This window comes from Actinoplanes sp. NPDC051343 (assembly GCF_044455125.1).
In the GTDB taxonomy this organism is placed as follows: domain Bacteria; phylum Actinomycetota; class Actinomycetes; order Mycobacteriales; family Micromonosporaceae; genus Actinoplanes.
In genome coordinates this window covers 280,775-302,679 of the sequence record NZ_JBITEL010000013.1, presented here as the reverse complement: position 1 = coordinate 302,679, position 21,905 = coordinate 280,775, and the positions used below count along the sequence as shown (strand labels likewise).

The 21,905-nt window shown below is 70.3% G+C and carries 24 protein-coding genes; 4 read left to right on the top strand and 20 right to left on the bottom strand.

The window, feature by feature from the left end:
- The first annotated feature begins 56 nt into the window (after nucleotides 1-56).
- Nucleotides 57-368 (top strand): hypothetical protein, encoded by a 312-nt coding sequence (locus ACIA5C_RS36905; RefSeq protein WP_396063474.1) that lies wholly within the window; start codon nucleotides 57-59, stop codon nucleotides 366-368.
- On the opposite strand, the gene murA is transcribed toward ACIA5C_RS36905, so the two are convergent.
- Nucleotides 365-1,651, bottom strand: a complete 1,287-nt coding sequence (gene murA, locus ACIA5C_RS36900) for a UDP-N-acetylglucosamine 1-carboxyvinyltransferase (RefSeq protein WP_396063472.1) — start codon at nucleotides 1,649-1,651, stop codon at nucleotides 365-367. The two genes, ACIA5C_RS36905 and murA, sit on opposite strands and share 4 nt — an antisense overlap.
- 42 nt (nucleotides 1,652-1,693) lie before the next feature.
- Here murA and ACIA5C_RS36895 point away from each other — a divergent pair, with 42 nt between their 5' ends.
- The gene (locus ACIA5C_RS36895) at nucleotides 1,694-2,266 is read left to right on the top strand and encodes a cob(I)yrinic acid a,c-diamide adenosyltransferase (RefSeq protein ID WP_396063470.1); all 573 of its coding nucleotides are present in this window, start codon (nucleotides 1,694-1,696) and stop codon (nucleotides 2,264-2,266) included.
- An 85-nt stretch (nucleotides 2,267-2,351) separates the two neighbouring features.
- On the top strand, nucleotides 2,352-2,741 hold the full coding sequence (locus tag ACIA5C_RS36890; RefSeq protein ID WP_396063468.1) for a VOC family protein: 390 nt from the start codon (nucleotides 2,352-2,354) through the stop codon (nucleotides 2,739-2,741).
- On the opposite strand, the gene ACIA5C_RS36885 is transcribed toward ACIA5C_RS36890, so the two are convergent.
- From ACIA5C_RS36885 to glyA, 15 genes are all read right to left on the bottom strand, one after another.
- Nucleotides 2,705-3,529 carry a PhzF family phenazine biosynthesis protein gene (locus ACIA5C_RS36885; protein WP_396063466.1) on the bottom strand — a complete coding sequence of 275 codons (825 nt, stop codon included), beginning with the start codon at nucleotides 3,527-3,529 and terminating at the stop codon, nucleotides 2,705-2,707. The genes ACIA5C_RS36890 and ACIA5C_RS36885 overlap by 37 nt on opposite strands.
- 10 nt (nucleotides 3,530-3,539) lie before the next feature.
- Nucleotides 3,540-6,083 (bottom strand): tetratricopeptide repeat protein, encoded by a 2,544-nt coding sequence (locus ACIA5C_RS36880; RefSeq protein ID WP_396063464.1) that lies wholly within the window; start codon nucleotides 6,081-6,083, stop codon nucleotides 3,540-3,542.
- A 41-nt stretch (nucleotides 6,084-6,124) separates the two neighbouring features.
- The gene (locus ACIA5C_RS36875) at nucleotides 6,125-6,592 is read right to left on the bottom strand and encodes a DUF2550 domain-containing protein (RefSeq protein WP_396063462.1); all 468 of its coding nucleotides are present in this window, start codon (nucleotides 6,590-6,592) and stop codon (nucleotides 6,125-6,127) included.
- A 9-nt stretch (nucleotides 6,593-6,601) separates the two neighbouring features.
- Nucleotides 6,602-6,883: a F0F1 ATP synthase subunit epsilon gene (locus tag ACIA5C_RS36870; protein ID WP_396063460.1), complete on the bottom strand. Its 282-nt coding sequence runs from the start codon at nucleotides 6,881-6,883 to the stop codon at nucleotides 6,602-6,604.
- Nucleotides 6,884-6,991: 108 nt separating this feature from the next.
- On the bottom strand, nucleotides 6,992-8,038 hold the full coding sequence (locus ACIA5C_RS36865; RefSeq protein WP_396063520.1) for an LCP family protein: 1,047 nt from the start codon (nucleotides 8,036-8,038) through the stop codon (nucleotides 6,992-6,994).
- A 244-nt stretch (nucleotides 8,039-8,282) separates the two neighbouring features.
- Nucleotides 8,283-9,725 carry a F0F1 ATP synthase subunit beta gene (atpD, locus tag ACIA5C_RS36860; RefSeq protein ID WP_396063458.1) on the bottom strand — a complete coding sequence of 481 codons (1,443 nt, stop codon included), beginning with the start codon at nucleotides 9,723-9,725 and terminating at the stop codon, nucleotides 8,283-8,285.
- Nucleotides 9,725-10,654, bottom strand: a complete 930-nt coding sequence (locus tag ACIA5C_RS36855) for a F0F1 ATP synthase subunit gamma (RefSeq protein WP_396063456.1) — start codon at nucleotides 10,652-10,654, stop codon at nucleotides 9,725-9,727. The genes atpD and ACIA5C_RS36855 overlap by 1 nt, the downstream gene beginning before the upstream one ends.
- A gap of 2 nt (nucleotides 10,655-10,656) precedes the next feature.
- The gene (gene atpA, locus ACIA5C_RS36850; protein ID WP_396063454.1) at nucleotides 10,657-12,306 is read right to left on the bottom strand and encodes a F0F1 ATP synthase subunit alpha; all 1,650 of its coding nucleotides are present in this window, start codon (nucleotides 12,304-12,306) and stop codon (nucleotides 10,657-10,659) included.
- Between the two features lie 92 nt (nucleotides 12,307-12,398).
- Nucleotides 12,399-13,217 carry a F0F1 ATP synthase subunit delta gene (locus ACIA5C_RS36845; RefSeq protein WP_396063452.1) on the bottom strand — a complete coding sequence of 273 codons (819 nt, stop codon included), beginning with the start codon at nucleotides 13,215-13,217 and terminating at the stop codon, nucleotides 12,399-12,401.
- Nucleotides 13,217-13,771 carry a F0F1 ATP synthase subunit B gene (locus ACIA5C_RS36840; RefSeq protein WP_396063450.1) on the bottom strand — a complete coding sequence of 185 codons (555 nt, stop codon included), beginning with the start codon at nucleotides 13,769-13,771 and terminating at the stop codon, nucleotides 13,217-13,219. Before ACIA5C_RS36840 ends, ACIA5C_RS36845 begins: the two co-directional genes overlap by 1 nt.
- Before the next feature lie 25 nt (nucleotides 13,772-13,796).
- Nucleotides 13,797-14,027 carry a F0F1 ATP synthase subunit C gene (locus ACIA5C_RS36835; protein WP_396063448.1) on the bottom strand — a complete coding sequence of 77 codons (231 nt, stop codon included), beginning with the start codon at nucleotides 14,025-14,027 and terminating at the stop codon, nucleotides 13,797-13,799.
- 74 nt (nucleotides 14,028-14,101) lie between these two features.
- On the bottom strand, nucleotides 14,102-14,902 hold the full coding sequence (gene atpB, locus ACIA5C_RS36830) for a F0F1 ATP synthase subunit A (protein WP_396063446.1): 801 nt from the start codon (nucleotides 14,900-14,902) through the stop codon (nucleotides 14,102-14,104).
- A 15-nt stretch (nucleotides 14,903-14,917) separates the two neighbouring features.
- Nucleotides 14,918-15,322, bottom strand: coding sequence for a hypothetical protein (locus ACIA5C_RS36825; RefSeq protein WP_396063444.1), 405 nt, complete (start codon nucleotides 15,320-15,322; stop codon nucleotides 14,918-14,920).
- A gap of 42 nt (nucleotides 15,323-15,364) precedes the next feature.
- Nucleotides 15,365-15,931, bottom strand: a complete 567-nt coding sequence (locus tag ACIA5C_RS36820) for a hypothetical protein (RefSeq protein ID WP_396063431.1) — start codon at nucleotides 15,929-15,931, stop codon at nucleotides 15,365-15,367.
- Complete coding sequence (glyA, locus tag ACIA5C_RS36815) at nucleotides 15,928-17,220, bottom strand: serine hydroxymethyltransferase (protein ID WP_396063429.1); 1,293 nt, start codon at nucleotides 17,218-17,220, stop codon at nucleotides 15,928-15,930. Before glyA ends, ACIA5C_RS36820 begins: the two co-directional genes overlap by 4 nt.
- A gap of 83 nt (nucleotides 17,221-17,303) precedes the next feature.
- Between glyA and ACIA5C_RS36810 the strand changes: the two genes are divergently transcribed.
- Nucleotides 17,304-18,776: an SDR family oxidoreductase gene (locus tag ACIA5C_RS36810; RefSeq protein WP_396063427.1), complete on the top strand. Its 1,473-nt coding sequence runs from the start codon at nucleotides 17,304-17,306 to the stop codon at nucleotides 18,774-18,776.
- On the opposite strand, the gene ACIA5C_RS36805 is transcribed toward ACIA5C_RS36810, so the two are convergent.
- Genes ACIA5C_RS36805 through prmC form a run of 4 tightly spaced genes read right to left on the bottom strand, consistent with a single transcriptional unit; the run spans nucleotide 18,754 to nucleotide 21,851 of the window.
- Nucleotides 18,754-19,698 carry an L-threonylcarbamoyladenylate synthase gene (locus tag ACIA5C_RS36805; protein WP_396063425.1) on the bottom strand — a complete coding sequence of 315 codons (945 nt, stop codon included), beginning with the start codon at nucleotides 19,696-19,698 and terminating at the stop codon, nucleotides 18,754-18,756. The two genes, ACIA5C_RS36810 and ACIA5C_RS36805, sit on opposite strands and share 23 nt — an antisense overlap.
- Nucleotides 19,695-20,291 (bottom strand): phosphotyrosine protein phosphatase, encoded by a 597-nt coding sequence (locus ACIA5C_RS36800; protein WP_396063423.1) that lies wholly within the window; start codon nucleotides 20,289-20,291, stop codon nucleotides 19,695-19,697. Before ACIA5C_RS36800 ends, ACIA5C_RS36805 begins: the two co-directional genes overlap by 4 nt.
- 2 nt (nucleotides 20,292-20,293) lie before the next feature.
- The gene (locus ACIA5C_RS36795) at nucleotides 20,294-20,938 is read right to left on the bottom strand and encodes an L-threonylcarbamoyladenylate synthase (protein WP_396063518.1); all 645 of its coding nucleotides are present in this window, start codon (nucleotides 20,936-20,938) and stop codon (nucleotides 20,294-20,296) included.
- A gap of 37 nt (nucleotides 20,939-20,975) precedes the next feature.
- Nucleotides 20,976-21,851, bottom strand: coding sequence for a peptide chain release factor N(5)-glutamine methyltransferase (prmC, locus tag ACIA5C_RS36790; protein WP_396063421.1), 876 nt, complete (start codon nucleotides 21,849-21,851; stop codon nucleotides 20,976-20,978).
- Between the last annotated feature and the right edge of the window lie 54 nt (nucleotides 21,852-21,905).

The following is a 21,905-nucleotide window of genomic DNA, read 5'->3' as shown; positions in this document are numbered from 1 at the left end:
GCTCCGATCGGGGCAAATCCGGGGAAAAGGCGAACCCTCGGTGCCAGACTGTGCCCATGCCCACAGGCAACGGCTGGTACCTCGTCGGGCCGCTGATCGCCGTCGGTCTGGTCGTCGTTCTCGGCGCCGTTTTCCGGCGAATGGGGCTGGGCCTGCATTGGACAATCACCCGCGACCCGGAGGACGACTACGGCCTGCTCGGGCCGGCCGCGTTCGCCGAGACCCCGGAGATCGCCGAGGAGATCCGGCAGATGCTCGGCGACGCCGGCATCCGGGCCACCCGGGCGGTCGGCCCGGACGGGCGCACCGCCGTGCTGGTCTTCACCGAGCAGCTGGAAGAGGCCCGCCGCGTGGTGGGAGCCTATTAGAAGTCGAACGTCGGCTCGGGCACGTCGGCCCGCTCCACGTCGACCCCCAGCTTGGCCAGATCGGTGACGAAGTCGGGGTAGCCCCGGTCGATGTGGTGGACGTCACCGACCTCGGTTACCCCCTCGGCGCACAGGCCGGCGATGACCAGCCCGGCCCCGGCCCGGATGTCGGTCGCCCGCACCGGGGCGCCGGAGAGGCGTTCCCGCCCGTTGACCACCGCGTGGTGTCCGTCGGTGCGGATGTCGGCGCCGAGCCGGACCATCTCGTTCACGAACATGAACCGGCCGTCGAAGATGTTCTCGGTGATCAGCGAGGCGCCCTCGGCCACCGAGGCCAGGCCGATCGCCATCGGCAGCAGGTCGGTCGCGAAGCCCGGATAGGGCAGCGTCACGATGTCGACCGCGCGGGGACGCTCGTCCATGCGCACCCGGAACAGGTTGTCACCCGGCTCGATCATCGCGCCGGCGTTGACCAGCTTGTCGAGCGCGATGTCGAGGTATTCCGGCCGTACACCCCGGACGGTCACGTCGCCGCGGGTCATCGCGGTCGCGAAGGCCCAGGTGCCGCCCACGATGCGGTCGCCGACCGTGGTGTGCACGACCGGGCGCAGCTCGCTGACCCCCTCGATGGTCAGGGTCGACGTGCCGGCACCGTCGATGCGGGCGCCCATCGCGGTCAGCATCTCGCAGATGTCGACGATCTCGGGCTCGCGTGCCACGTTGTCGATCTCGGTGACGCCGCGTGCCAGCACGGCCGCCATCAAAATGTTCTCCGTCGCGCCGACGCTCGGGAAGTCGAGCCAGATCTTGCCGCCGCGCAGGCCCTTGGGCGCCGACGCGATCACGAATCCGTGCTCGCCGGAGATCTCGGCACCCAGCCTGGTCAGGCCGGAGATGTGCATGTCGAGGCCGCGCGAACCGATCATGTCGCCGCCGGGCAGCGCCACCCGCACGTAGCCGCGGCGGGCCAGCAGCGGCCCGAGCACGCAGATCGATGCGCGCAGCCGGCGCACCAGGTCGTAGTCGGCCTCGCTGCCCGGCTCGCCGGGCACGTCGATGGTGGCGCGGTTGCCCTCGAGGCCCACCTGGCAGCCCAGCCGCCGCAGCACCTCGGCCATGATCGCGATGTCGGTGATCCGGGGAACGTTCTCGACCACGCTGCGCCCCTCGGCCAGCAGCGTGACCGCCATCAGCTTGAGCGCCGAGTTCTTCGCGCCGCCGACCATCACGTCCCCGGCCAGGCGTGCGCCGCCCTTCACCCTGATCACATCCACGCGGGCCATGGTAGGAGGCTGCCCGCGGGCGAACGTCCGTAGGGTGGGGGCATGGCCGTGCATCTCACTCGCATCTACACCAGGACCGGCGACGGCGGACAGACCCGCCTGGGCAACAACGAGCAGGTCGCGAAGACCGATCCGCGAATCTCCGCCTACGCCGACGCGGACGAGTGCAACGCGGCCTTGGGGGTGGCGCTTGCGCTCGGTGCGCTTCCCGAGGACGTACGCGGTGTGCTGAGCACCGTGCAGAACGACCTCTTCGACGTCGGCGCCGATCTGTGCAATCCGATCGCCGACGACCCGCCCTATCCCCCGTTGCGGATCAGCGAGGACTACATCACCCGGCTCGAGGGCTGGTGCGACGAATACAACGAGAATCTTCCGGCGCTCAACAGCTTCGTCCTGCCGGGCGGCACACCGGGTGCGGCTCTGCTGCACGTGGCGCGTACGGTCGCACGCCGAGCGGAACGCTCGGCGTGGACGTTGATCGCAGCCGAGCCCGAGCGAACCTCCGAACTGCCGGCGAAATACCTCAACCGGCTCAGCGACCTGCTCTTCATCCTGTCCCGGGCGGCCAACCCGGGCGGCGACGTCACCTGGGTGCCCGGCGGCGGCGCCTGATGCCGCGCCGTCGAACTGTCGGCGACCAGCGGCGGCACCTGATGCCGCATCACGCCGAACTGTGGCCGACCGGCGGCAGCGCCTGATGCTGCACCATGTGGAGCTGTGGGTGCCCGACCTGCCGGGCGCGGTGGGTCCGTGGGGCTGGCTGCTGGGCGAGCTGGGCTGGGAGCACTTCCAGGACTGGCCGGCCGGGCGCTCGTGGCGGCACGGGGACGTCTATCTGGTGCTGGAGCAGTCGCCGGCGCTGACCGGCGATGTCCACGACCGCAAGGCGCCCGGCCTCAACCACCTGGCCTTCACGGCGGCCGGCCGGGACGAGGTCGACCGGCTCACCGCCGACGCACCCGGGCACGGCTGGTCGCTCCTCTTCGCCGACCGCCACCCGCACGCCGGCGGCCCCGACACCTATGCGGCCTATCTGGAGGACAACTGGGGTTACGAGGTCGAGATCCAGTCGGAGCCGCCCGGCTGAGCCCTGAGTTCCCCGTCGATCACGGTGACGGCGTGGCCGGTGAGCATGGTGCGGTCGCTCTTCAGCGCCACCCGCACCACGCCGCCCCGGGGGGAGGCCTGGTAGCCGACCATCTCGCTCCGGCCCGTCCGCGATGCCCAGAACGGGGTCAGGGCGGTGTGGGCGCTGCCGGTCACCGGGTCTTCGGGCACGCCGACGCCGACGCCGAAGAAGCGGGAGACGAAGTCGTAGTCGGCATCGGCCGCCGCCGTCACCACGATGCCGCGGTGCGAGAACCCACCCAGGCCGGCCAGGTCGGGTGTCAGCTCGCGGACCGCCTGCTCCGACTTGAGCTCGACCAGGTAGTCATCGGTGATCGGGCCGGTGTAGTGAAGCGAGACGATCTCGGCACCGAGGAGGTCGGCGAGCCGGGGGTCGGGTGGCAGCGGGCTGAGTGGAGCGGCCGGGAAGTCGAGCGTGTAGGCGCCGTCGCCGGCCGCGGTGGCGCTCAGCACCCCGCTCTGGCGGGTCGCGAAGCGGACGGTGCCCGGTCGGGCCAGCACGTGCGCGGTGGCCAGCGTGGCGTGCCCGCAGAGCGCGACCTCGACCGCGGGCGTGAACCAGCGCAGCGCGAAGCCGGCGTCTCCGCCCGGTGGCAGCGGGTGCACGAACGCGGTCTCGGAGAGGTTGACCTCGGCCGCCACCGACTGCATCCACGCGTCGTCCGGGTAGGAGTCGAGAACCACCACCCCGGCCGGGTTTCCGGCGAAGGGGCGATCGGTGAACGCGTCGACGATCCGAATTCGCATGCCTCGGACGCTAGCGGTCGAGGGCCGCCAGCGCCTCGGCGATTTCGGCCGCCCGTGGAGAACCGAGCTCTGTCCACAGGCCTTGCGCCACGAGGTAGTGCTCCCTCGCCTCGACGACCTTCCCGAGCTCCCGGGCGGCCTCGGCCAGCCCGGTGTGCGCGCGGGCCTGCTCGCTCCGGTCGTCGACCGCCGGGTCGTCGACGATCTCGAGCGCCCGCAGATGTTCGTCCCGGGCCTCCTCGAAGCGTCCACGGGCCCGGGCCGCCTCGCCGAGCCCGTTGTGCGAGCACGCCTCGCTGCCCCGGTCGCCGAGATCGTGATAGATCGCCAGCGACTGCCGGTGGTAGCCGACCGCCCGCTCGCCGTCGCCGCGCCGGGTGCTGAGCCGGCCCAGGTCGTCGAGTGCGTTCGCCTCGAGGTTCCGCCGCCGCAGCTCCCGGCTGAGCTCGCGCACCCGGCTCAGGTAGCCCTCGGTCGCGTCGTACCGCTGCCGCTTCAACTCGGCACCGCCCAGGTTGCCGAGCGCTACCGCCTCCCCGTTCCGGTCGCCGGTCTCCTGATAGGCCCGCAGCGCCTCGCGATAGTGCTCGACCGCGGCGTCCGGCTGCTCGCGGCGCGCGGCCAGGTTGCCCAGGTTGATCAGCGCCCGGGCCTGCCCGGTGCGGTCGCCGAGCGACTGGTAGAGGTCGAGGGACTGCTGCGAGAGGTCGATGGCCTCCTGGTAGCGGCCGAGCCGGGCCTGGGCGATGCCGAGGCTGTTGAGCACGCGGGCCGTGTCTGCCGGCCGGTCGTGGCGCCGGAAGATACGCAGCGCGTTCTCCAGGCTGCGGGCCGCCGCGTCGTGCCGTCCGAGGAAGATCTCGGCGTTGGCCGCACCGGCCAGCGCTCCGGCATAGCCGATCTCGTCGCCGACCTGCCGCGCCACCCGGGCCGCCGACTCGTGCACCAGCAGCGCCGCGGTGTTGTAGCGGCCCTGCAGATAGCGCGAGAGCACGACCGCCATCCGGGTGGCATGCTCGGTCCGGCCCTCGGCCGCCGCGAAGGTGACCGACGCGATGAGGTTGTGCCGCTCGGCTTCGAGCCAGGTCAGCGGCTCCTCTAGATCTTCAGGCGGCAGTTCCGGCGCTCCGATCGCGGGCCGGAGCGTCTTGCCGGCCGGGTCGAGCCGGTCCATCGCTGTCGCCGTGGTCGCCAGGTAGTGATCGAGCAGCCGGGTCATCGCGGCGTGCCGGTCGGAGCGGCGGTCCTCGTCCGCCGATCGGGCCGCCGCGTAGGCCCGCACCAGGTCGTGCAGTTGATAGCGGCCCGGCGACGCCGACGACAGCACGTTGTCGGACGCCAGTTCGCCCAGCCGTGCGTCGGCGGTCGCCAGATCGATGCCGCCCAGCGCGGCCGCCGCCCGCGCGTCGAAATCCGGACCCGGGTGGTGGGCGATCAGGCGGAGGAGCTTCCGCTCCCCGGGGGTCAGGTTCCGGTACGACACCTCGAGCGCGAGTTCGACCTCGGAGTCGAGCCGGCGGCTCGCATGGCGTTCGTCGAGCCAGTCCGCATGATCGGTCAGGGTCCAGCCCGGCTTGGTCCGCATGTGGCCGGCGACCAGCGCCAGCGCGAGGGGCAGCCGGCCGCACCGGCGGGCGATCCGGGCCGGCGCGCCGGGGTCGGGGCCGACCGGGATCTGCGGCACCTCGGCGGCCAGGAACTCGATCGCCTCGGCCTCGCTGAAGACGTCGAGCGCGAAGCGGGACACCGGGTCGAGCGCCGGCAGGTTGCGACGGCTGGTGACCAGCGTGACGCAGCCCGGCACGCCCGGCAGCAGCGGCTCGATCTGCTCCTCGTCGGAGGCGTTGTCGAGCACGACCAGGCTGCGCCGCCCGGACAGCTTTCGCCGGAACAGCTCCGTCCGGGCCTCGACCGGGTGCGGCACCTGATGCCCGGTCACGCCGAGTTGACGCAGGAACCCGTCGAGCACCGCGCCCGGATCGGCCGGCGGCTGCGTCGGATCGGGGTGGAACCCGCGCAGGTTGACGAAGAGGATCTGCTCGAACGGCTCCTGTTCGTGCAGGGCGTGCCCGACGTGGACGGCCAGCTGGGTCTTGCCGACTCCGGCCATGCCGGCCAGGGCCGAGATGACGAGGGCGTCGCCGGCGGACCGGCCGCGCCGCGCGAGATCGCAGAGCCGTTCCAGCTCGGCCTGGCGGCCGGTGAAGGTCTTCAGATCGCCGGGCAGGGCGTCGAGCACACGCACCTGGGAGGCCGCCTCGGTCTCGCCGCGGATCGCCCGGAGCGCCTGCCGCCATTGGGCGACGTAGTCCGGGTCGGGGTGCAGCGCCTCGACGACCGTGGCCACCAGGTCGGCGTCGATGCGGCGGCGACCGGGCCGGAAGCAGTCGACCACGGTGGTCTTGCCGACCCGCTCGCCCTTGGACCGCCGCCGGTTGACCCGGCCGGTGATCGTCTCGAACGACGGGTTACCGGCCCACGCCTTGAGGCCACGCAGGGTCTCGGCGAAGTCGTCCAGGGTGGACGCCCGCCCGGGGTCGGGAAGGTTGCTCATCGACAAGCAACCTACCCGCCGCGGTCATCGGCAGCGAGCGCTCAGTATTCGATGGGGCGCGGGTGGATTGCGGGACGCGGGGCCACCGAGCCCGGCGGCCCGGGTGGCCCCGCCTCGAGCCAGGACAGGAAACCGGTGACCGTGGACTCGGCCATCGCAATGTCGAACTGGTCGCCCCGGGTCGACAGCCGCAGCACGATCCAGTGGCCGGGCATGGTGAGCCGCTCCGGGCCCTCGGGCAGCCGCCGCTCGTCGATGACCAGGTCACCGCGGTCGAGGATGCGCTTGGGGCGGAAGGCGAGGCTGAACATGCGGTAGAACCGCAGCTCGTCGCCGTGGAACCGGCCGATGCCGGTGGACCAGCCGCGGCCCGGGACCAGCGTGCTGACCCGGACCTGCAGGCGGATGGTGCCGCCGCCCAGCATGAACAGCCGGGCGCGGAAGAAGATCGCAAAGAGGAGCGCGAGCAGCGCGACGACGCAGATTCCGAAGACTTCCAGAACCCGCATCGCGGGCCGTCAGTGGGTCTCGGGCTGAGCGGGCGTCGCACTCTCGGCGAGAACCGTGACCCCGTCGGCGTCGATCGAGAGGAATCCGCCGGCCACGTCGTAGGTCAGCTGCTCACCGCCGGCGAGCTTGACCCGAACCTGCGACGGCTCCTTGAGCAGACCCAGCAGCGGGGCGTGACCGGGGAGCACGCCGATCTCGCCCTCGGTCGTGCGGGCGACGAGCATCTCGGCATCGCCGGACCACACACGCTCCTCGACGGCTACGACGTTCACGTGCAGCTGGTTGGCCACGCTTTCTCCCTGGTTAGATCTCACGAAGGTGAGAGGGAACCGATGGGGTGAAGTCTAAACGGCGCCGCCGGGCGCCGTGGCGCCGGGTGGCGACCGCCACACCCCGGATCAGCTCGCCTTGTTGACGTATTCCGGATGGTCGAAGAGGAAATTGCCGATGTCGTCCCGGCCGACCGCACCGAAGAAGTCGGTCGCGCTCGGTTTCAAGCCCTCGCCCAGATAGGCGCCGCCGTCGAACAACGACTCGCCCGGCATCTTGATCAGCGTCATGTCCGGCGAGCGGATGCTCCTCAGCGCGAAGCCCCAGTCGACCACGCTGTGGCCCTTGCCGTCGAAGATCAGCGCGCTGCCGGCCGCCTTGAGCACCTTGTCGAGCTTGCCCGGGTCGGTGACGACGTCCTTGCTCAGCGCCTGCTGGGCCATCGCCTTGATGAACTGCTGCTGGTGCCGCTGGCGGTCGTAGTCGCTGTTGGGCAGGCCGTAGCGCTGCCGCACGTAGTCGAGGGCCTGCCAGCCCTGCAGGTGATAGGTGCCGGGCCGGTAGGTCGCCTGCGGGCCGTAATAGGGGTGCGCGCAGGTGTTGTCGGCGCACCGCTCATAGCGCGGCCGGGGACGACCGTCGGGCTGAAGGTGCTCGGACTTCACGTTCTGGTCGATCGTCATCGTCACGCCGCCCATCGCGTCGACGATCTTCTTGAAGCCGCCGAAGTTGACGATCGCGCCGGCGTCGAACGCGGGGATGCCGGTGAGCCGGGAGACCGTCTTGGCGAGCAGGTCGAAGCCCTGGGCGACGTCGTGCTTGCCGTTGGCGACCGAGCTGCCGTACGACATGGCGGCATTGATCTTGGCGCGCCCGCCGCGGAAGCCGGTCTTGTCGAAGGCCGGGATGTCGACCAGCAGGTCGCGCGGGATCGAGAAGAGGTACGCCTTCGCCATACCGGCCGGCACGTGCACCACGATGATCGAATCGGACAGCGGCGCGGTGTTCGCGTCGCGCGGGTCGATGCCGACCAGCAGAATGTTGAGCGGGCCCTGGATGTCGGACGGCCGGGCGGCGGCCGCGGTGTCGCCGAAGAGGTCCTGGTTGTGCACCGCATTCTCGTAGCGGGCGACCAGGAGCTTGCTCGCCACGATCGCGACGCCGCTGACCATCATGAGCACGCAGCCGAAAACCGCGCACAGGCGTGCCCACAGCGGCGTGCGATGTCTCGATGGCTCAGGCACTTGATCTCCGTGGGTAGACCGCTTGATCACTTAGCGTGCAGGAGGCCAGCCTAGCCAACGGCATATACTCCAAAAGGCGCACGTATTGGGTACAAACGGACGAAAACCACCAGGGAAACGGCAACGGGCCGCACCGATCCTGCGATCGGTGCGGCCCGTCAGTACGCCGTAAAGGTCAGCCCTTCATCAGCTCGTGCGCGTTCTTCTCGAGGTCCTCGAGGCCGCCGCACATGAAGAAGGCCTGCTCGGGGAAGTTGTCGTACTCCCCCTCGCTGATCTTCTTGAACGCCTCGATGGTCTCCTTCAGCGGGACCGTCGAGCCGGGGACGCCGGTGAACTGCTCGGCCGCGTACGTGTTCTGCGAGAGGAAGCGCTCGATGCGGCGAGCCCGCTGCACCGTGACCTTGTCCTCCTCGGAGAGCTCGTCCATACCGAGGATCGCGATGATGTCCTGCAGGTCCTTGTACTTCTGCAGGATCCGCTGCACCTCACGGGCGACCGCGTAGTGCTCGGCACCCACGTATTCCGGCGCCAGGATCCGCGAGCTGGAGGCCAGCGGGTCCACGGCCGGGTAGATGCCCTTGTCGGAGATCGACCGCTCGAGGTTGGTCGTCGCGTCCAGGTGGGCGAACGTGGTGGCGGGAGCCGGGTCGGTGTAGTCGTCGGCGGGCACGTAGATCGCCTGCATCGAGGTGATGGCCTTGCCCCGGACCGACGTGATCCGCTCCTGCAACTGGCCCATCTCGTCGGCCAGCGTGGGCTGGTAACCCACGGCCGACGGCATGCGGCCGAGCAGGGTGGAGACCTCGGAGCCGGCCTGGGTGAACCGGAAGATGTTGTCGATGAAGAGCAGCACCTCCTGGTTCTGGACGTCCCGGAAGTACTCCGCCATGGTCAGCGCGGTCAGGGCGACCCGCAGGCGGGTGCCCGGCGGCTCGTCCATCTGGCCGAAGACGAGGGCGGTCTTGTCGAGAACGCCACCCTCCTCCATCTCCAGGATGAGGTCGTTGCCCTCACGGGTGCGCTCGCCCACGCCGGCGAACACCGACGTACCGCCGAAGTTGCGGGCAACGCGGATGATCATCTCCTGGATGAGCACCGTCTTGCCCACGCCCGCGCCACCGAACAGGCCGATCTTGCCGCCGCGCACGTACGGCGCGAGCAGGTCGAGCACCTTGATGCCGGTCTCCAGCATCTCGGTCTTCGGCTCAAGGTCGGCGAACGGCGGCGGCGCGCGGTGGATCGCCCAGCGCTCCTGGATGTCCAGCGTCGACGGGTCGACGTTGAGCACCTCGCCGAGAGCGTTGAACACGTGGCCCTTGGTCACGTCGCCGACCGGCACCGAGATGCCGGCGCCGGTGTCGGTGACCTCGGCGCCGCGGACCATACCGTCGGTCGGCTGCATCGAGATCGCACGGACCAGGTTGTCGCCCAGGTGCTGTGCGACCTCCAGGGTCAGCGTCTTGGTGCCCTCGGAGAGGGTCACGTCGACGTGCAACGCGTTGTAGATGTTGGGCATGGCGTCGCGCGGGAATTCGGCGTCGACGACCGGGCCGATGACCCGGACGACGCGGCCGACGCCGGTCTCCGTCTTGGTGGGCTCAGCTACAGCAGTCATCACTCATCACTTCCCGACGCGGCCAGCGCGTTGGCGCCGCCGACGATCTCACTGATTTCCTGGGTGATCGCAGCCTGCCGCGCGGAGTTCATCTCGCGCGTGTACCGCTTGAGCAGGTCGTCCGCGTTGTCCGACGCGCTCTTCATCGCCCGCCGGCGCGATGCCGACTCGCTGGCCGCCGAGTCCAGCAACGCCGCGTAGATCCGCGTGTTCAGGTACTTCGGCAGCAACGCTTCGAGCAACTCGTCGGCGTCCGGCTCGAACTCGTACGCCGGGCGGAGACCCGGTTCGGCCTCCCGGTCCTCGACCTCCATCGGCGCCAGGAAGTGCGCCTCCGCCGACTGCGTCATCAGCGACTTGAACTGCGTGCTGACGATGTGCAGCTCGTCGACGCCCTGAATGCCGTCGGGGCCGTAGTGCGCGTCCGCATCGTCCGCTCCCGCGATGAACGCCTCGAGCAGCGCGTCCCCGATCCGCTTGGCGTCGGAGAAGGACGGACGCTCCGAGAACCCGGTCCAGCTGGTCTCGATCGGCCGGTTACGGAACCGGTAGTAGCCGACGCCCTTGCGGCCGACGACGTACAGCACCGGCTCCTTGCCGTCGCTGCGCAGCCGGGAGATCAGCTGCTCGGCGGTGCGGATGGCGTTGGCGTTGTAGGCGCCGGCCAGGCCGCGGTCGCTGGTGATCAGCAGGACGCCCGCCCGCCGGACCCGCTCACGGGCGACCAGCAGGGGGTTGTCGATCGAGGCGTTGGACGCCAGGGCGGTCAGGACCTGGGTGATCGCCTCCGCGTACGGCTTGGAGGCGGTGACCCGTTCCTGCGCCTTGGCGATGCGGCTGGTCGCGACCAGCTCCTGCGCCTTCGCGATCTTCTTGGTCGACCGGACGGTGCGGATGCGCCGCCGGAGGGCCTGTACCTGACCGGCCACGACTAGCTCTTGTCCGCGGGACGGGGAACCTCGCGGGTCACCGTCTCGCGAGTCTCGCGGCCGTCGGCCAGGGCGGCCGCCTCGGTCTCGTTGACCTTGATGCCGGTGTCGCCCGAGCGGAAGAGCTCCTTGAACTCGTCGATGCCGGACTTCAGGCCCTCGAGGTTGTCGTCGTTGAGCAGCCCCGACGACTCGATCGCGGTGTAGGTGTCGCTGCGGTGCCGCTTGATCCAGGGAAGGAACTCGGTCTCGAAGCGGCGCACGTCGCCGACCGGGACGTCGTCGAGCTGACCCGTGGTGCCGGCCCAGATCACGATGACCTCGTCGACCACCGAGTACGGCGAGTACTGAGGCTGCTTGAGCAGCTCGACCAGGCGTACGCCCTTGTCGAGCTGGGCCCGCGACGCCTTGTCCAAATCGGACGCGAAGGCCGAGAAGGCCTCCAGCTCACGGAACTGGGCCAGGTCGAGGCGGAGCCGGCCGGAGACCGAACGCATGGCCTTGACCTGCGCCGAACCGCCCACCCGGGACACCGAGGTGCCGACGTTGATCGCCGGGCGGACACCCGAGGCGAACAGGTCGGTCTCCAGGAAGATCTGGCCGTCGGTGATCGAGATGACGTTCGTCGGGATGTACGCCGAGATGTCGCTCGCCTTGGTCTCGATGATCGGCAGACCGGTCATCGAGCCGCCGCCCAGCTCGTCGGAGAGCTTGGCGCAGCGCTCCAGCAGCCGGGAGTGCAGGTAGAAGACGTCACCCGGGTAGGCCTCGCGGCCCGGCGGGCGGCGCAGCAGCAGCGACACCGCGCGGTAGGCCTCGGCCTGCTTGGTCAGGTCGTCGAAGACGATCAGGACGTGCTTGCCGTTGTACATCCAGTGCTGGCCGATGGACGAGCCGGTGTAAGGAGCGATGTACTTGAAGCCGGCCGGGTCGGACGCCGGAGCCGCGACGATGGTCGTGTATTCCATCGCCCCCTGCTCCTCGAGGGTGCCCCGGATCGACGCGATCGTGGTCGCCTTCTGGCCGATCGCGACGTAGATGCAGCGGACCTGCTTCTCCGGGTCGCCGGACTCCCAGTTGGCGCGCTGGTTGATGATCGTGTCGATCGCGACCGTGGTCTTACCGGTCTTGCGGTCGCCGATGATCAGCTGGCGCTGGCCGCGGCCGATCGGCGTCATGGCGTCGATCGCCTTGATGCCGGTCTGCAGCGGCTGCTTCACCGGCTGCCGGGCCATGACGTTCGGCGCCTGCAGCTCGAGCTCGCGGAAGCCCTCGTTGGCGATCTCGCCGCGGTCGTCGATCGGGTTGCCCAGCGGGTCGACGACCCGGCCGAGGAACCCGTCGCCGACCGGCACCGAGAGGACGCGGCCGGTCCGCTTGACCTGCTGGCCCTCGTCAATGCCGGTGAACTCACCGAGCACCACGACGCCGATGTCACGGACGTCGAGGTTCAGGGCGACACCCAGCGTGCCGTCTTCGAATTCGAGCAGTTCGTTGGCCATGGTCGAGGGCAGGCCCTCGACGTGCGCGATGCCGTCGCCCGCATCGGAGACGATGCCGACCTCCTCGCGGGAGACCTCGGGCGTGTAGGACGAGACGTAGCGCTCTAGCGCCCCCCGGATCTCGTCCGAGGAGATGGTCAGCTCGGCCATCCTCTGCCTTCTCTGTCTAGCTCGGGACGTCGCCGCCGCCGAGGGGCCTGGTCACCGGGGCGGTCAACGCCCCTGGTGTGAGGAATATCTATTTAGCGAAAGGCCTGCTTCGCCTCGTTGAGGCGCCGCAGGACCGTGCCGTCGTAGAGGTCGGAACCCACCTTGACGCTGACGCCCCCGATGATCTCGGGATCGACGTCGATCTTCAGCGACACCGGCCGGTTGTACAGATCGGACAGCTTGCTCGCCAACGCCTGCTCCTCACTGTCAGTGAGGGGCTTGGCCACCACGACGTACGCCACCTGGCGGTCGCGCTTCTCCGCGGTCATCTCGACCAGCCGGGTCAGTGAACCGTCGAAACCACGGCCCCCGAACCCTTCCAGCGCGACCTCGACCAGACGGAGCGTGGTCGGCTTGGCCTTGCCCTTGAGCAAGTCCTCCACCAGCTTAACCCGCCGCTCGGGAGCCGCACCGGGATCACTGAGCGTGACAGCCAGCTCTCCGCTGCCCAAGACGATCTGCCCGAAGCGGAACAGCTCGTCCTCGATGTCGGCGAGCTCGCCGGCCCGGTCACCCGAGTCGAGCAGCGCCTCGGCACCGAGGCGTTCGGTCGCGTCGAGCAGTTCCGACGGCGCACCGAACCGGCCGGCCACCAGGGTGGCCAGCGTGTCCACGGTGATCTGCGACAGCTTGCCGGACAGCAGCGAACGGAGCAGCTCGGCCCGGTTGTCGCCGGAGCGGGCCGGGTCGGTCAGCGCCCGCCGCAGGCGTGGCTGGGCCCGCAGCAGGCCGGCCACCGACAGGATCTCGTCGGCGACCGTGGCCAGCTGCGCGGCCGTGACCTTCGCGGTGTCCGCGGTGAGCTTCTCGGACGCCTTGGCGAGGGCATCCCGGCTGGCGCTCGACGCCATCAGCGCCGCCCGCCCGCCGAGCCGGTCGCACCGAGCTCGTTGATGAAGCGCTCGACCGTGCCCCGGCTACGAGCCTCGTCGGCGAGGGATTCTCCGACGATCTTGCCGGCCAGGTCGACCGCGAGCGACCCCACTTCGGACCGCAGCTCCCGGAGGATGCTCTCCCGCTGCTGACCGAGCTGGTCGTTGCCGGCCTGGATGATCCGCTCGGACTCCTCCCGCGCCTTGGCGAGAACGTCCTGGCGGATGCCCTCGGCGTCGGCCCGGGCCTCGTCGCGGATGCGAGCGGCCTCGGTGCGAGCCTCGGCCAGCTGGGCCTTGTACTGCTCGAGAGTCTTGTTGGCCTCAGCCTGGGCCTCTTCGGCCCGCTTGATGCCGCCCTCGATCGCGTCCACACGCGCCCGGAAGGTTTCCTCCATGCGCGGAAAAACAAACTTGATCAGCACCCACGCCACGATCGCGAACGCGACGGCGCCGAGCACCAGCTCCTGCCAGAGCGGAACGATCGGGTTGATCGCTTCTTCCGCGGCGGCCTGATAGGCGATGTGGATCATGTGCGCCTCCCTCGAGGGCAGGGGATCAGAGCTGGCCCTGCCAGATGAAGCCGAACGCGATACCGAGCAGGGCGAGAACCTCGACCACGGCGAAGCCGATCCACATGAACGGCTGAGTGATGCGAGCGGCCTCGGGCTGGCGAGCGGTGGACTGGATGTAAGCGGCGAAGATCAGGCCAACACCCACACCCGGGCCGATGGCGGCGAGACCGTAACCGATGGCGGCGGTGCTACCCACAACGTCGGCGGTGATCATTAGGAGTTCCTCCTGAAATCTCGCGTGACTATCACGCGGGACGACTACGGGGACTTACAAGAAACCTTGAGGGTTCAGTGGCCTTCGGCCAGCGATCCCTGGATGTAGCTGGCGGTCAGCACGGTGAAGACGTAAGCCTGCAACGCGATCACGGCGAAGTCGAGGAACGTCAAAGCAATCGTCATCACCCAGGACAGGACCGAGACCGGCGACAGCAGCGCGTTCGCGTTGATCATCGCGAAGCCGCCGAGCGTGAACACCAGCAGCAGCATGTGACCCGCGAACATGTTCGCGAACAACCGGACGGCCAGTGAGAACGGCCGCACGATGAACGTCGAGAAGAACTCGATCGGGATCAGGATCGGCTGGATGAACCACGGCGCGGGCAGGATCAGCGCGTGCTTCAGGTACGTGCCGCCGTGCCGCTTGAAGCCCTGATAGATGAAGATCACATAGCTCAGGATCGCGAGGACGACCGGGAACGCGATGTGCGAGTTCGGCGAGATCTGGAAGAAGGGGATGATGCCCCAGAGGTTCATCACGAAGATGAAGATGAAGACTGTTGCCAGGTAGGGCGCGAAACGCACGCCGTCCTTGGTGCCGAGCATGTCGACCGAGATGTTGTTCCGCACAAAGCCGTAGATCGACTCGGCGATCCACTGCTTCTTGGTCGGAACGAGCTTCGGCTTCCGGTACGACAGCAGGAAGTAAAGAATGATGACCGCGACCGAGAGCCACAGCATCACCGTGATCTTGGTGAACCACGGATTGTGGTAGCCGTCAGCGCCCCAGGGCGCGATCGCAGGCGCATAGAAGTCGTGAACCGACGGCGGCCAAGGCACGCCCCCCGCGAGTACAGTCGTCTGACCGGTCACGATAGCCCTTCCAGGTCAGGCGCCGAAGCGGCGCGCAACAAGGTAGACACCAGCCGCCGCCCCAACGACCGCCCCGATGCCGAACGCGATGCCGTGGGTGTGGAAGTGGTGATCCACCAGCCAGCCGATCCCACCCCATACGATCATGCCCCCGATGAGGTAACTGACCGCCGCCATGCCCGCCCCGGAATCGATGGGGGGTGGCGGAGTGTCGTCCTTGGGGGGTTCACCAGATGGGGGTAACTGACCGGCCATGACTGGGAGAAAGATATCAGCCGGAAACAGAAGGCTATGCAGCACCCCCCGGGCAACGCGATGTTGTCCGGGCGACGGGTGGCCGCGCCAATTGGCGAAACAGTACTCCCCTGCTGCAAGTTGAATCCACGCACGGCACGCAGCAGTCACCGGATCGGGCATCATCCCTCAAGTCGATCTTGCGCCTGTTCGCGCTGACCAGGACCGCTATTCGGGATCTTGGCCGGTGGGCGGCACGGTGGCCGCCCGCCGGTTGGCGAGCCGGGTGAGCCACCAGGCCTGGACGCCGGTCAGCAACACGGCGCCGATCGCCAGCCCCCACAACATGGGACGCGCGCCACTCCAGTCGCTGCCGACAACGGCGAACATCAGGAAGACGATCGCCGCGTATTTCACAAAGTAGACACTCATCCCGACCGGCAGGACCAGTTCCGGCCGAATGACGTCCGCCCAGGCGATCGCCAGGGTGGTCAGGCTTACGCCGATGGTCACGATCAGGATGCCGCCGGACACGCCCAGCGCAGCCGGCATGCCGCCGATCAGCAGGCCGGCCGAGAAGCCGAAGAGGACCAGCGCGAAGCCGATCGCCGTGATCAGCGGCAGGTGCTCGATGCGCCAGCGCGGGTCGGCCGGCAGGGGCGGCAGGTCGGGCAGCGGGCGGTCGTCGTCCTCGTCATCGCGGCCCAGGATCGTGCGCACGATGCCGGCGTGCGCCTGGGCTGGCACCTTGGTCACTGGCACCTCGGGGTCGTGCGTGACGTCGGGCTCGGTCATGCGAAGACATCCTGCCTGTCATATGCGGGGAAGCGATCGACCAGGGCACGCGACTCCTCCGCGAGCTCGCGGAGGACGCGAGCACCACCCTCGGTCTGCGGATCGGCGCGGACGGCCGCGCCTATCAACCCCGCGATCGTACGCATCTCGCCCTCGCCCATGCCCTGCGTGGTAACGGCCGGCGCACCCAGGCGCACACCGGAGGTCACCGCGGCCCGCTCCGGGTCGTACGGCAAAGCGTGCTTGTTGAGCGTGATCCCGGCCTGCTCGCAGCGCAGTTCCGCGTCGCATCCGGTCACCCCGAGCTCCCGCAGGTCGGCCAGGACCAGGTGGGTGTCGGTGCCACCGGTCACCGGCCGCATCCCCTCGGCGGCCAGACCGGTGGCGAGGGTCCGTGCGTTGTCGACGACCTGCCGCGCGTACCACTGGAAGCGTGACCTCCCCGCCTCGCGCAAGGCGACCGCCTTGGCCGCGATGGCATGCATCATCGGGCCGCCCTGGCTGAACGGGAAGACCGCCTTGTCGATCCGGCGGGCCAGTTCGGCGCGGCAGAGGATCATGCCGCCGCGCGGTCCCCGGAGCACCTTGTGGGTGGTGCACGTGACCACGTCCGCGTGCTCGACCGGCGACGGGATCGCCCCGCCGGCGACCAGGCCGATCACGTGCGCGGCGTCGACCAGCAGGTAGGCGCCGACCTCGTCGGCGATCTCGCGGAACAGCGCGTAGTCGATCAGCCGGGGGTACGCGGTGGCCCCGCAGATGATCAGCTTGGGCCGGTGAGCCAGCGCGAGGTCGCGCACCTCGTCGTAGTCGATCAGCTCGGTGCCGGGCGCGGTGCGGTAGCCCACCGGGTGGAACCACTTGCCGGAGAAGTTGACCCGGCTGCCATGCGTGAGGTGCCCGCCGTGCGGCAACTCCATGGCGAGCACGGTGTCGCCCGGCTCGGCGAGGGCGGCGAACGCGGCGAGGTTGGCCGAGGTGCCGGAGTGCGGCTGCACGTTGACGTGGTCGGCGCCGAACAGCAGTGTGGCCCGGTCGATCGCGAGCTGCTCGGCCCGGTCGACCTGGGCGCAGCCGCCGTAGTAGCGACGCCCCGGATAACCCTCGGCGTACTTGTTGGCCAGCGTCGAGCCGAGCGCGGCCAGCACCGCGGGCGAGGTGAAGTTCTCACTGGCGATCAGTTGCAGGCCGCCGCGCTGCCGGGCCAGTTCGTCGAGGAGCACCCGGGCGATCTCCGGATCGTCGCGCTCGAGTTCCGCGAAGTCGGGACCCCAGAAGGTCGTGTCCACGCGCCCTCCCCCAGCTGTGGCAACGCTGCCCTGCAGCTGAGCATATGGCTTAGAACCGCAGCTGACGGGCACAGTCTCCAGTTATGCGTTGCTTGGTCACCGGCGCGACCGGCTATATCGGCGGCCGTCTGGCACCCCGCCTCATCGAGGCGGGGTATGCCGTACGCTGCCTGTCCCGCAGTGCCGGCCGCCTGCGGGACATGCCGTGGGCCCACCGGGTCGAGATCGTCGAGGGCGATCTGGGCGACGCGGTGTCGCTGGTCCCGGCGTTCGAGGGCGTCGACGTCGCATACTTCCTGATGCACTCGCTCGGTCGCGCCGACTTCGAGTCGGCTGACCGGGTCGCGGCCCGCAACTTCGCCGCGGCGGCCCGGGCGGCCGGCGTCCGGCGCATCGTCTACCTCGGCGGACCCGAGCCGCCGCCCGGCGACCGGCCGTCACCGCACCTGCGCTCGCGGGCCGAGGTGGCCCGGATCCTGCTCGAGAGCGGGGTGCCGACGGCGGTGCTGCGCGCCCCGGTGATCATCGGATCCGGGTCGGCCTCGTTCGAGATGCTGCGCTACCTCACCGAGCGGCTGCCGGTCATGGTGACGCCGCGCTGGGTGAGCAACCGGATTCAGCCGATCGCGGTCCGGGACGTACTGCGCTACCTGGTCACCGCGGCCACGCTGCCGCCCGAGGTCAGCCGCGGCTTCGACATCGGCGGGCCGGACGTGCTCAGCTACGCCGACATGATGCGCCGGTACGCCCGGGTGGCCGACCTGCGGCCGCGCGGCATCGTGCCGTTGCGGCCGTTCAGCCCGTGGCTGTCCGCGCACTGGGTCGGACTGATCACGCCGGTGCCCAACGCGATCGCCCGGCCGCTGGTCGCGAGCCTGGTGCACGAGGCGATCGCGAAGGAACACGACCTCGACGCGTACGTCCATGACCGGACCCCGCTTCTCGGCTTCGACGAAGCGGTCCGGCTCGCGCTCGGCCGGGTCCGGGACGCCAACGTGGAGACCCGCTGGTCGACCGCCGCGGCCTGGGACGCCGCCGCCGAGCCGCTGCCCAGCGACCCGGACTGGTCCGGCGGCAGCATGTACGTCGACGAGCGCTGCCGCGAGGTGTCCGCCCCGGCGGCCGACCTGTGGCGGGTGATCGAGGGTGTGGGCGGCGACAACGGCTGGTACTCGTTCCCGCTCGCCTGGGCCGTACGCGGGTGGCTGGACCGACTGGTCGGTGGGGTCGGGCTGCGCCGCGGCCGGCGCGACCGGCAGCGTCTGCGGATCGGCGAGGCGCTCGACTGGTGGCGGGTCGAGGAACTGGTGCCCGGGAAGCTGCTCCGGCTGCGGGCCGAGATGCGGGTGCCCGGCCGGGCCTGGCTGGAGATGTCGGCCGAGCCGGACGGCGACCGGGCCAGCGTCTATCGCCAGCGGGCGGTGTTCCTGCCGCGCGGGCTGGCCGGGCACGCCTATTGGGCGTCGGTGGTGCCGTTCCACGGGATCGTGTTCAGCGGGATGGCCCGCAACATCGCCCGTGGAGCCGAGTCGCCTACCGAGCGGCGGCGCGCGTGAGCCGGTCGCGAACGGCCAGCCAGTCCTCGGTGTCGGGCGGTTCCTGCACCAGGATGGTCGCCACCCCGGCGTCGTCGAGCCGGTGGAGCGCGGCGTAGAGGTCGGCGGCGTACTCGCGCGGGTCGGCCGGGAGCAGCTCCCGGTTTTTCCCTTCCGGGCCCTCATACGCGAGCACTCCGGTTTCTTCGCCGGTCTCGCCGACCTCCGGCGCCAAGATCAACCGAGCTCGCGGTGCGTAATGCCGTCGGCTCATTCCCGGCGACGGGCGGGCGGTCCCGTCGGCCGGTCCGTTGCCGGGCAACGCGATCGCGCCCGTCACCGACCGGATCGCCCGCAGCCCGAGCGCACCCGGCCGCAGCAGCGTCGGCGTCGGCGTGGTCAGGTCGAGCACGGTCGACTCGATGCCCCACGAGCTCGGCCCGCCGTCCAGCACCAGCGGCACGTCGGGCAGGCTGCGCACGACGTGCTCGGCGGTCGTCGGCGAGATGCTCTCGGACCGGTTCGCGCTCGGCGCGGCCAGCGGCAGCCGGCACGCCTCGAGCAGGCGCAGCGCGACCGGATGGGCGGGCACCCGGATGGCGATCGTGTCGTTGTCGGCCCCGACCCCGGCCAGGTGCGGCGCCCGCCGGAACACCAGCGTCAGCGGTCCCGGCCAGAATCGGGCGGCCAGGTCGTCGGCCGCCGCCGGCCACTCCTCGACGAGGGAGCCCGCCGCCGCGACGTCCGCGACGTGCACGATCAGCGGGTTCCACGAGGGACGGTTCTTCAGACGGTAGATCTCGGCGACCGCCTTGACCGAGAAGGCGTCCGCGCCCAGGCCGTACACCGTCTCGGTGGGGAACGCGACCACCGACCCGGCCCGCAACAGCTCGACGGCCGCCCGGATGCCCGCGGCATCGGGGGCGACGACACGGCCGGTCATGGCAGCAGAAGCGCGGCGAACGGGACCGTCGTGTCCTCGATCTCGTCGCCGATGCGCTGGAAGGTCTGGTCGCCGCGGCCCCACGGGTCGTCGAGGTCGTCGCCCGGCCGCGGGCCGTCGCCGTCGCGCAGCCGGGCCGCCGCGGCGATGATCGCCTCGCCCCGGGCCTGTACGGCGTCGGCGTCGGTTCCGGCGGGCGGCAGCTCGGACGGGTCGATCGAGGCGATCAGCCGGCCGAACTCGCCGAGCACGAACGTGCGGGTGGCCGCCTCGGGCCGCAACGCGACCACGTAGTCGTATTGATCCGCGGTCGCGGTCAGGATCAGGTCGGCCTCGTCGAGGAAGTCGCCGCGCAGCTTGCGGGCCTCGAAGCCGTCGATCGAGCCGCCCCGGGCGCGCACCTGCCGGGCCGCGGGCGGGTTCATCTCCTCGCCCTCGTGCCAGCCGCCGGTGCCCGCGCTCACGCTACGCACCAGGTCGGCGCCGGACGAGCCACCGAGACGGTCACGGACCGCCCGGTCGAGCAGACGCTCAGCCATCGGCGAGCGGCAGATGTTGCCCATGCAGACGTGCAGGACGGTGAACGGCGCCACGCTCATTCCTCCGGGGCGAGGAGGTCGGGCACCACGTCGCGAAGCTTTTCCAGCGGGATGGCACCGGCCCGCAGCACCCGCGGAGCGTCGCCGGTGACGTCGATGACCGTGCTCGGCGCCGGGTCGGCGGCCGGCCCGGCCTCGAGGTAGATGCGCACCGCGTACTCGAGCTGGTCGCGGGCCTCTTCGGCGGTTTTGGGCGCGGGTTGCCCGACCTTGTTGGCGGTGGTGACCGCCATCGGGCCGACCTCGCGCAGCACCTCGAGCGCCACCGGGTGCAGCGGCATGCGCACCGCGACCTGGCCGCCGGTCTCGCCGAGGTCCCACTGCAGGCTCGGCGAGTGCTCGACCAGCAGCGTCAGCGCGCCCGGCCAGAACGCGTCGGCCAGCTCGCGCGCCGCCTTGGGCAGTGAGTAGACCAGTCCGTCCAGCGTGTGGCGGGAGCCGACGAGCACCGGCGGCGGCACCTGCCGGGTCGCGTTGCGCGCGGTGTGCAGCGCGGTGATCGCGTGCGGGGTGAACGCGTCGGCGCCGATGCCGTACACGGTGTCGGTGGGAAACACCGCAAGCTCGCCGCTCTTGACCGCCTCGACGGCGGCGGCGATGCCGCGATCGCGGTCCGCGGTGGTACGGCAGTCGTAGAGCATCACGAGATGCAGTCTGCCATGTGTCGCGCGGCACGCATCAGGTGCGGCGGGCGGTCGCGAACCGCGGCCGACCGGTGAGGTCCTGGTGGGCCGTCACCTCACCGAACCGTCCGTCGGCCCGCAAAAGCGAAGGAACCGCGTCGCCGTGCACGTCATCATGCTCGATACCGACGAATCCGCCCGACTTCAGCAGGGCCGCGGCCAGCGCGATCACCGGCCGGATCACCTCGAGCCCGTCGGCGCCGCCGAACACCGCCTCGGCCGGGTCGTGGTCGGCCACCTCGGGCGGCACCTCGGTGCCGTCCGGCACGTACGGCGGGTTGCACAGCAGCACGTCGACCACGCCGTGCTCGGCGGTCAGCAGCGCCGGGTCGGTGACGTCGCCCTCGACCACTTCGACCGACGGGAACGGGATCGCGTTGCGCCGCAGGTAGTCGAGGGCCACCGGGGAGCGCTCGACGGCGATCACCCGGGCGGCCTTGCTCTCGTCGGCCACCGACAGCGCGATCGCCCCCGTACCGCTGCAGAGGTCGACCACGACGCCGCCCGGCGGCGTTCGCTCGATGCCCCACCCGGCCAGCAGCTCGGTCTCGGGGCGCGGCACGAAGACGCCGTCGCCGACCGCCAGTTCGAGATGGCGGAAGGCGGCGGTGCCGAGCAGGTGCTGCAGCGGGATCCGGCGGGCCCGCTCGCCGACCAGCGCGGTGAACCGGCGCAGCTGGTCGGGACGCAGCGACTCGATCAGGGCGAGGCGGCCGCGCGACACCTCGAGAACATGTGCGGCGATCAATTCGGCATCGACCCGCGGTGAGGCGACGCCGGCTTCGGCCAGTTCGTCGGCGGCCGCCGCGACGATCGGGCTGAGCCGGATGCGTACCAAAGGTCGGGAGGTGTGTTCGCTGTCCGAGTCCACGGCATAATCATCAATCGTCGGTTGCGCCGACGACCGGCCGGGTCTTGGGAGGCG

Bases quoted from the DNA above. Each gene is read 5' to 3' on its own strand.
- ACIA5C_RS36840 (WP_396063450.1), bottom strand. From the start codon at position 13,771: ATGATCCACATCGCCTATCAGGCCGCCGCGGAAGAAGCGATCAACCCG.
- atpD (WP_396063458.1), bottom strand. From the start codon at position 9,725: ATGACTGCTGTAGCTGAGCCCACCAAGACGGAGACCGGCGTCGGCCGC.
- ACIA5C_RS36835 (WP_396063448.1), bottom strand. From the start codon at position 14,027: ATGATCACCGCCGACGTTGTGGGTAGCACCGCCGCCATCGGTTACGGT.
- ACIA5C_RS36795 (WP_396063518.1), bottom strand. From the start codon at position 20,938: ATGCTCTACGACTGCCGTACCACCGCGGACCGCGATCGCGGCATCGCC.
- ACIA5C_RS36805 (WP_396063425.1), bottom strand. From the start codon at position 19,698: ATGACCGGCCGTGTCGTCGCCCCCGATGCCGCGGGCATCCGGGCGGCC.
- ACIA5C_RS36880 (WP_396063464.1), bottom strand. From the start codon at position 6,083: ATGAGCAACCTTCCCGACCCCGGGCGGGCGTCCACCCTGGACGACTTC.
- ACIA5C_RS36865 (WP_396063520.1), bottom strand. From the start codon at position 8,038: ATGATGGTCAGCGGCGTCGCGATCGTGGCGAGCAAGCTCCTGGTCGCC.
- ACIA5C_RS36825 (WP_396063444.1), bottom strand. From the start codon at position 15,322: ATGATGCCCGATCCGGTGACTGCTGCGTGCCGTGCGTGGATTCAACTT.
- ACIA5C_RS36895 (WP_396063470.1), top strand. From the start codon at position 1,694: ATGGCCGTGCATCTCACTCGCATCTACACCAGGACCGGCGACGGCGGA.
- ACIA5C_RS36890 (WP_396063468.1), top strand. From the start codon at position 2,352: ATGCTGCACCATGTGGAGCTGTGGGTGCCCGACCTGCCGGGCGCGGTG.
- ACIA5C_RS36875 (WP_396063462.1), bottom strand. From the start codon at position 6,592: ATGCGGGTTCTGGAAGTCTTCGGAATCTGCGTCGTCGCGCTGCTCGCG.
- ACIA5C_RS36885 (WP_396063466.1), bottom strand. From the start codon at position 3,529: ATGCGAATTCGGATCGTCGACGCGTTCACCGATCGCCCCTTCGCCGGA.
- ACIA5C_RS36820 (WP_396063431.1), bottom strand. From the start codon at position 15,931: ATGACCGAGCCCGACGTCACGCACGACCCCGAGGTGCCAGTGACCAAG.
- ACIA5C_RS36845 (WP_396063452.1), bottom strand. From the start codon at position 13,217: ATGGCGTCGAGCGCCAGCCGGGATGCCCTCGCCAAGGCGTCCGAGAAG.
- atpA (WP_396063454.1), bottom strand. From the start codon at position 12,306: ATGGCCGAGCTGACCATCTCCTCGGACGAGATCCGGGGGGCGCTAGAG.
- murA (WP_396063472.1), bottom strand. From the start codon at position 1,651: ATGGCCCGCGTGGATGTGATCAGGGTGAAGGGCGGCGCACGCCTGGCC.
- ACIA5C_RS36905 (WP_396063474.1), top strand. From the start codon at position 57: ATGCCCACAGGCAACGGCTGGTACCTCGTCGGGCCGCTGATCGCCGTC.
- ACIA5C_RS36810 (WP_396063427.1), top strand. From the start codon at position 17,304: ATGCGTTGCTTGGTCACCGGCGCGACCGGCTATATCGGCGGCCGTCTG.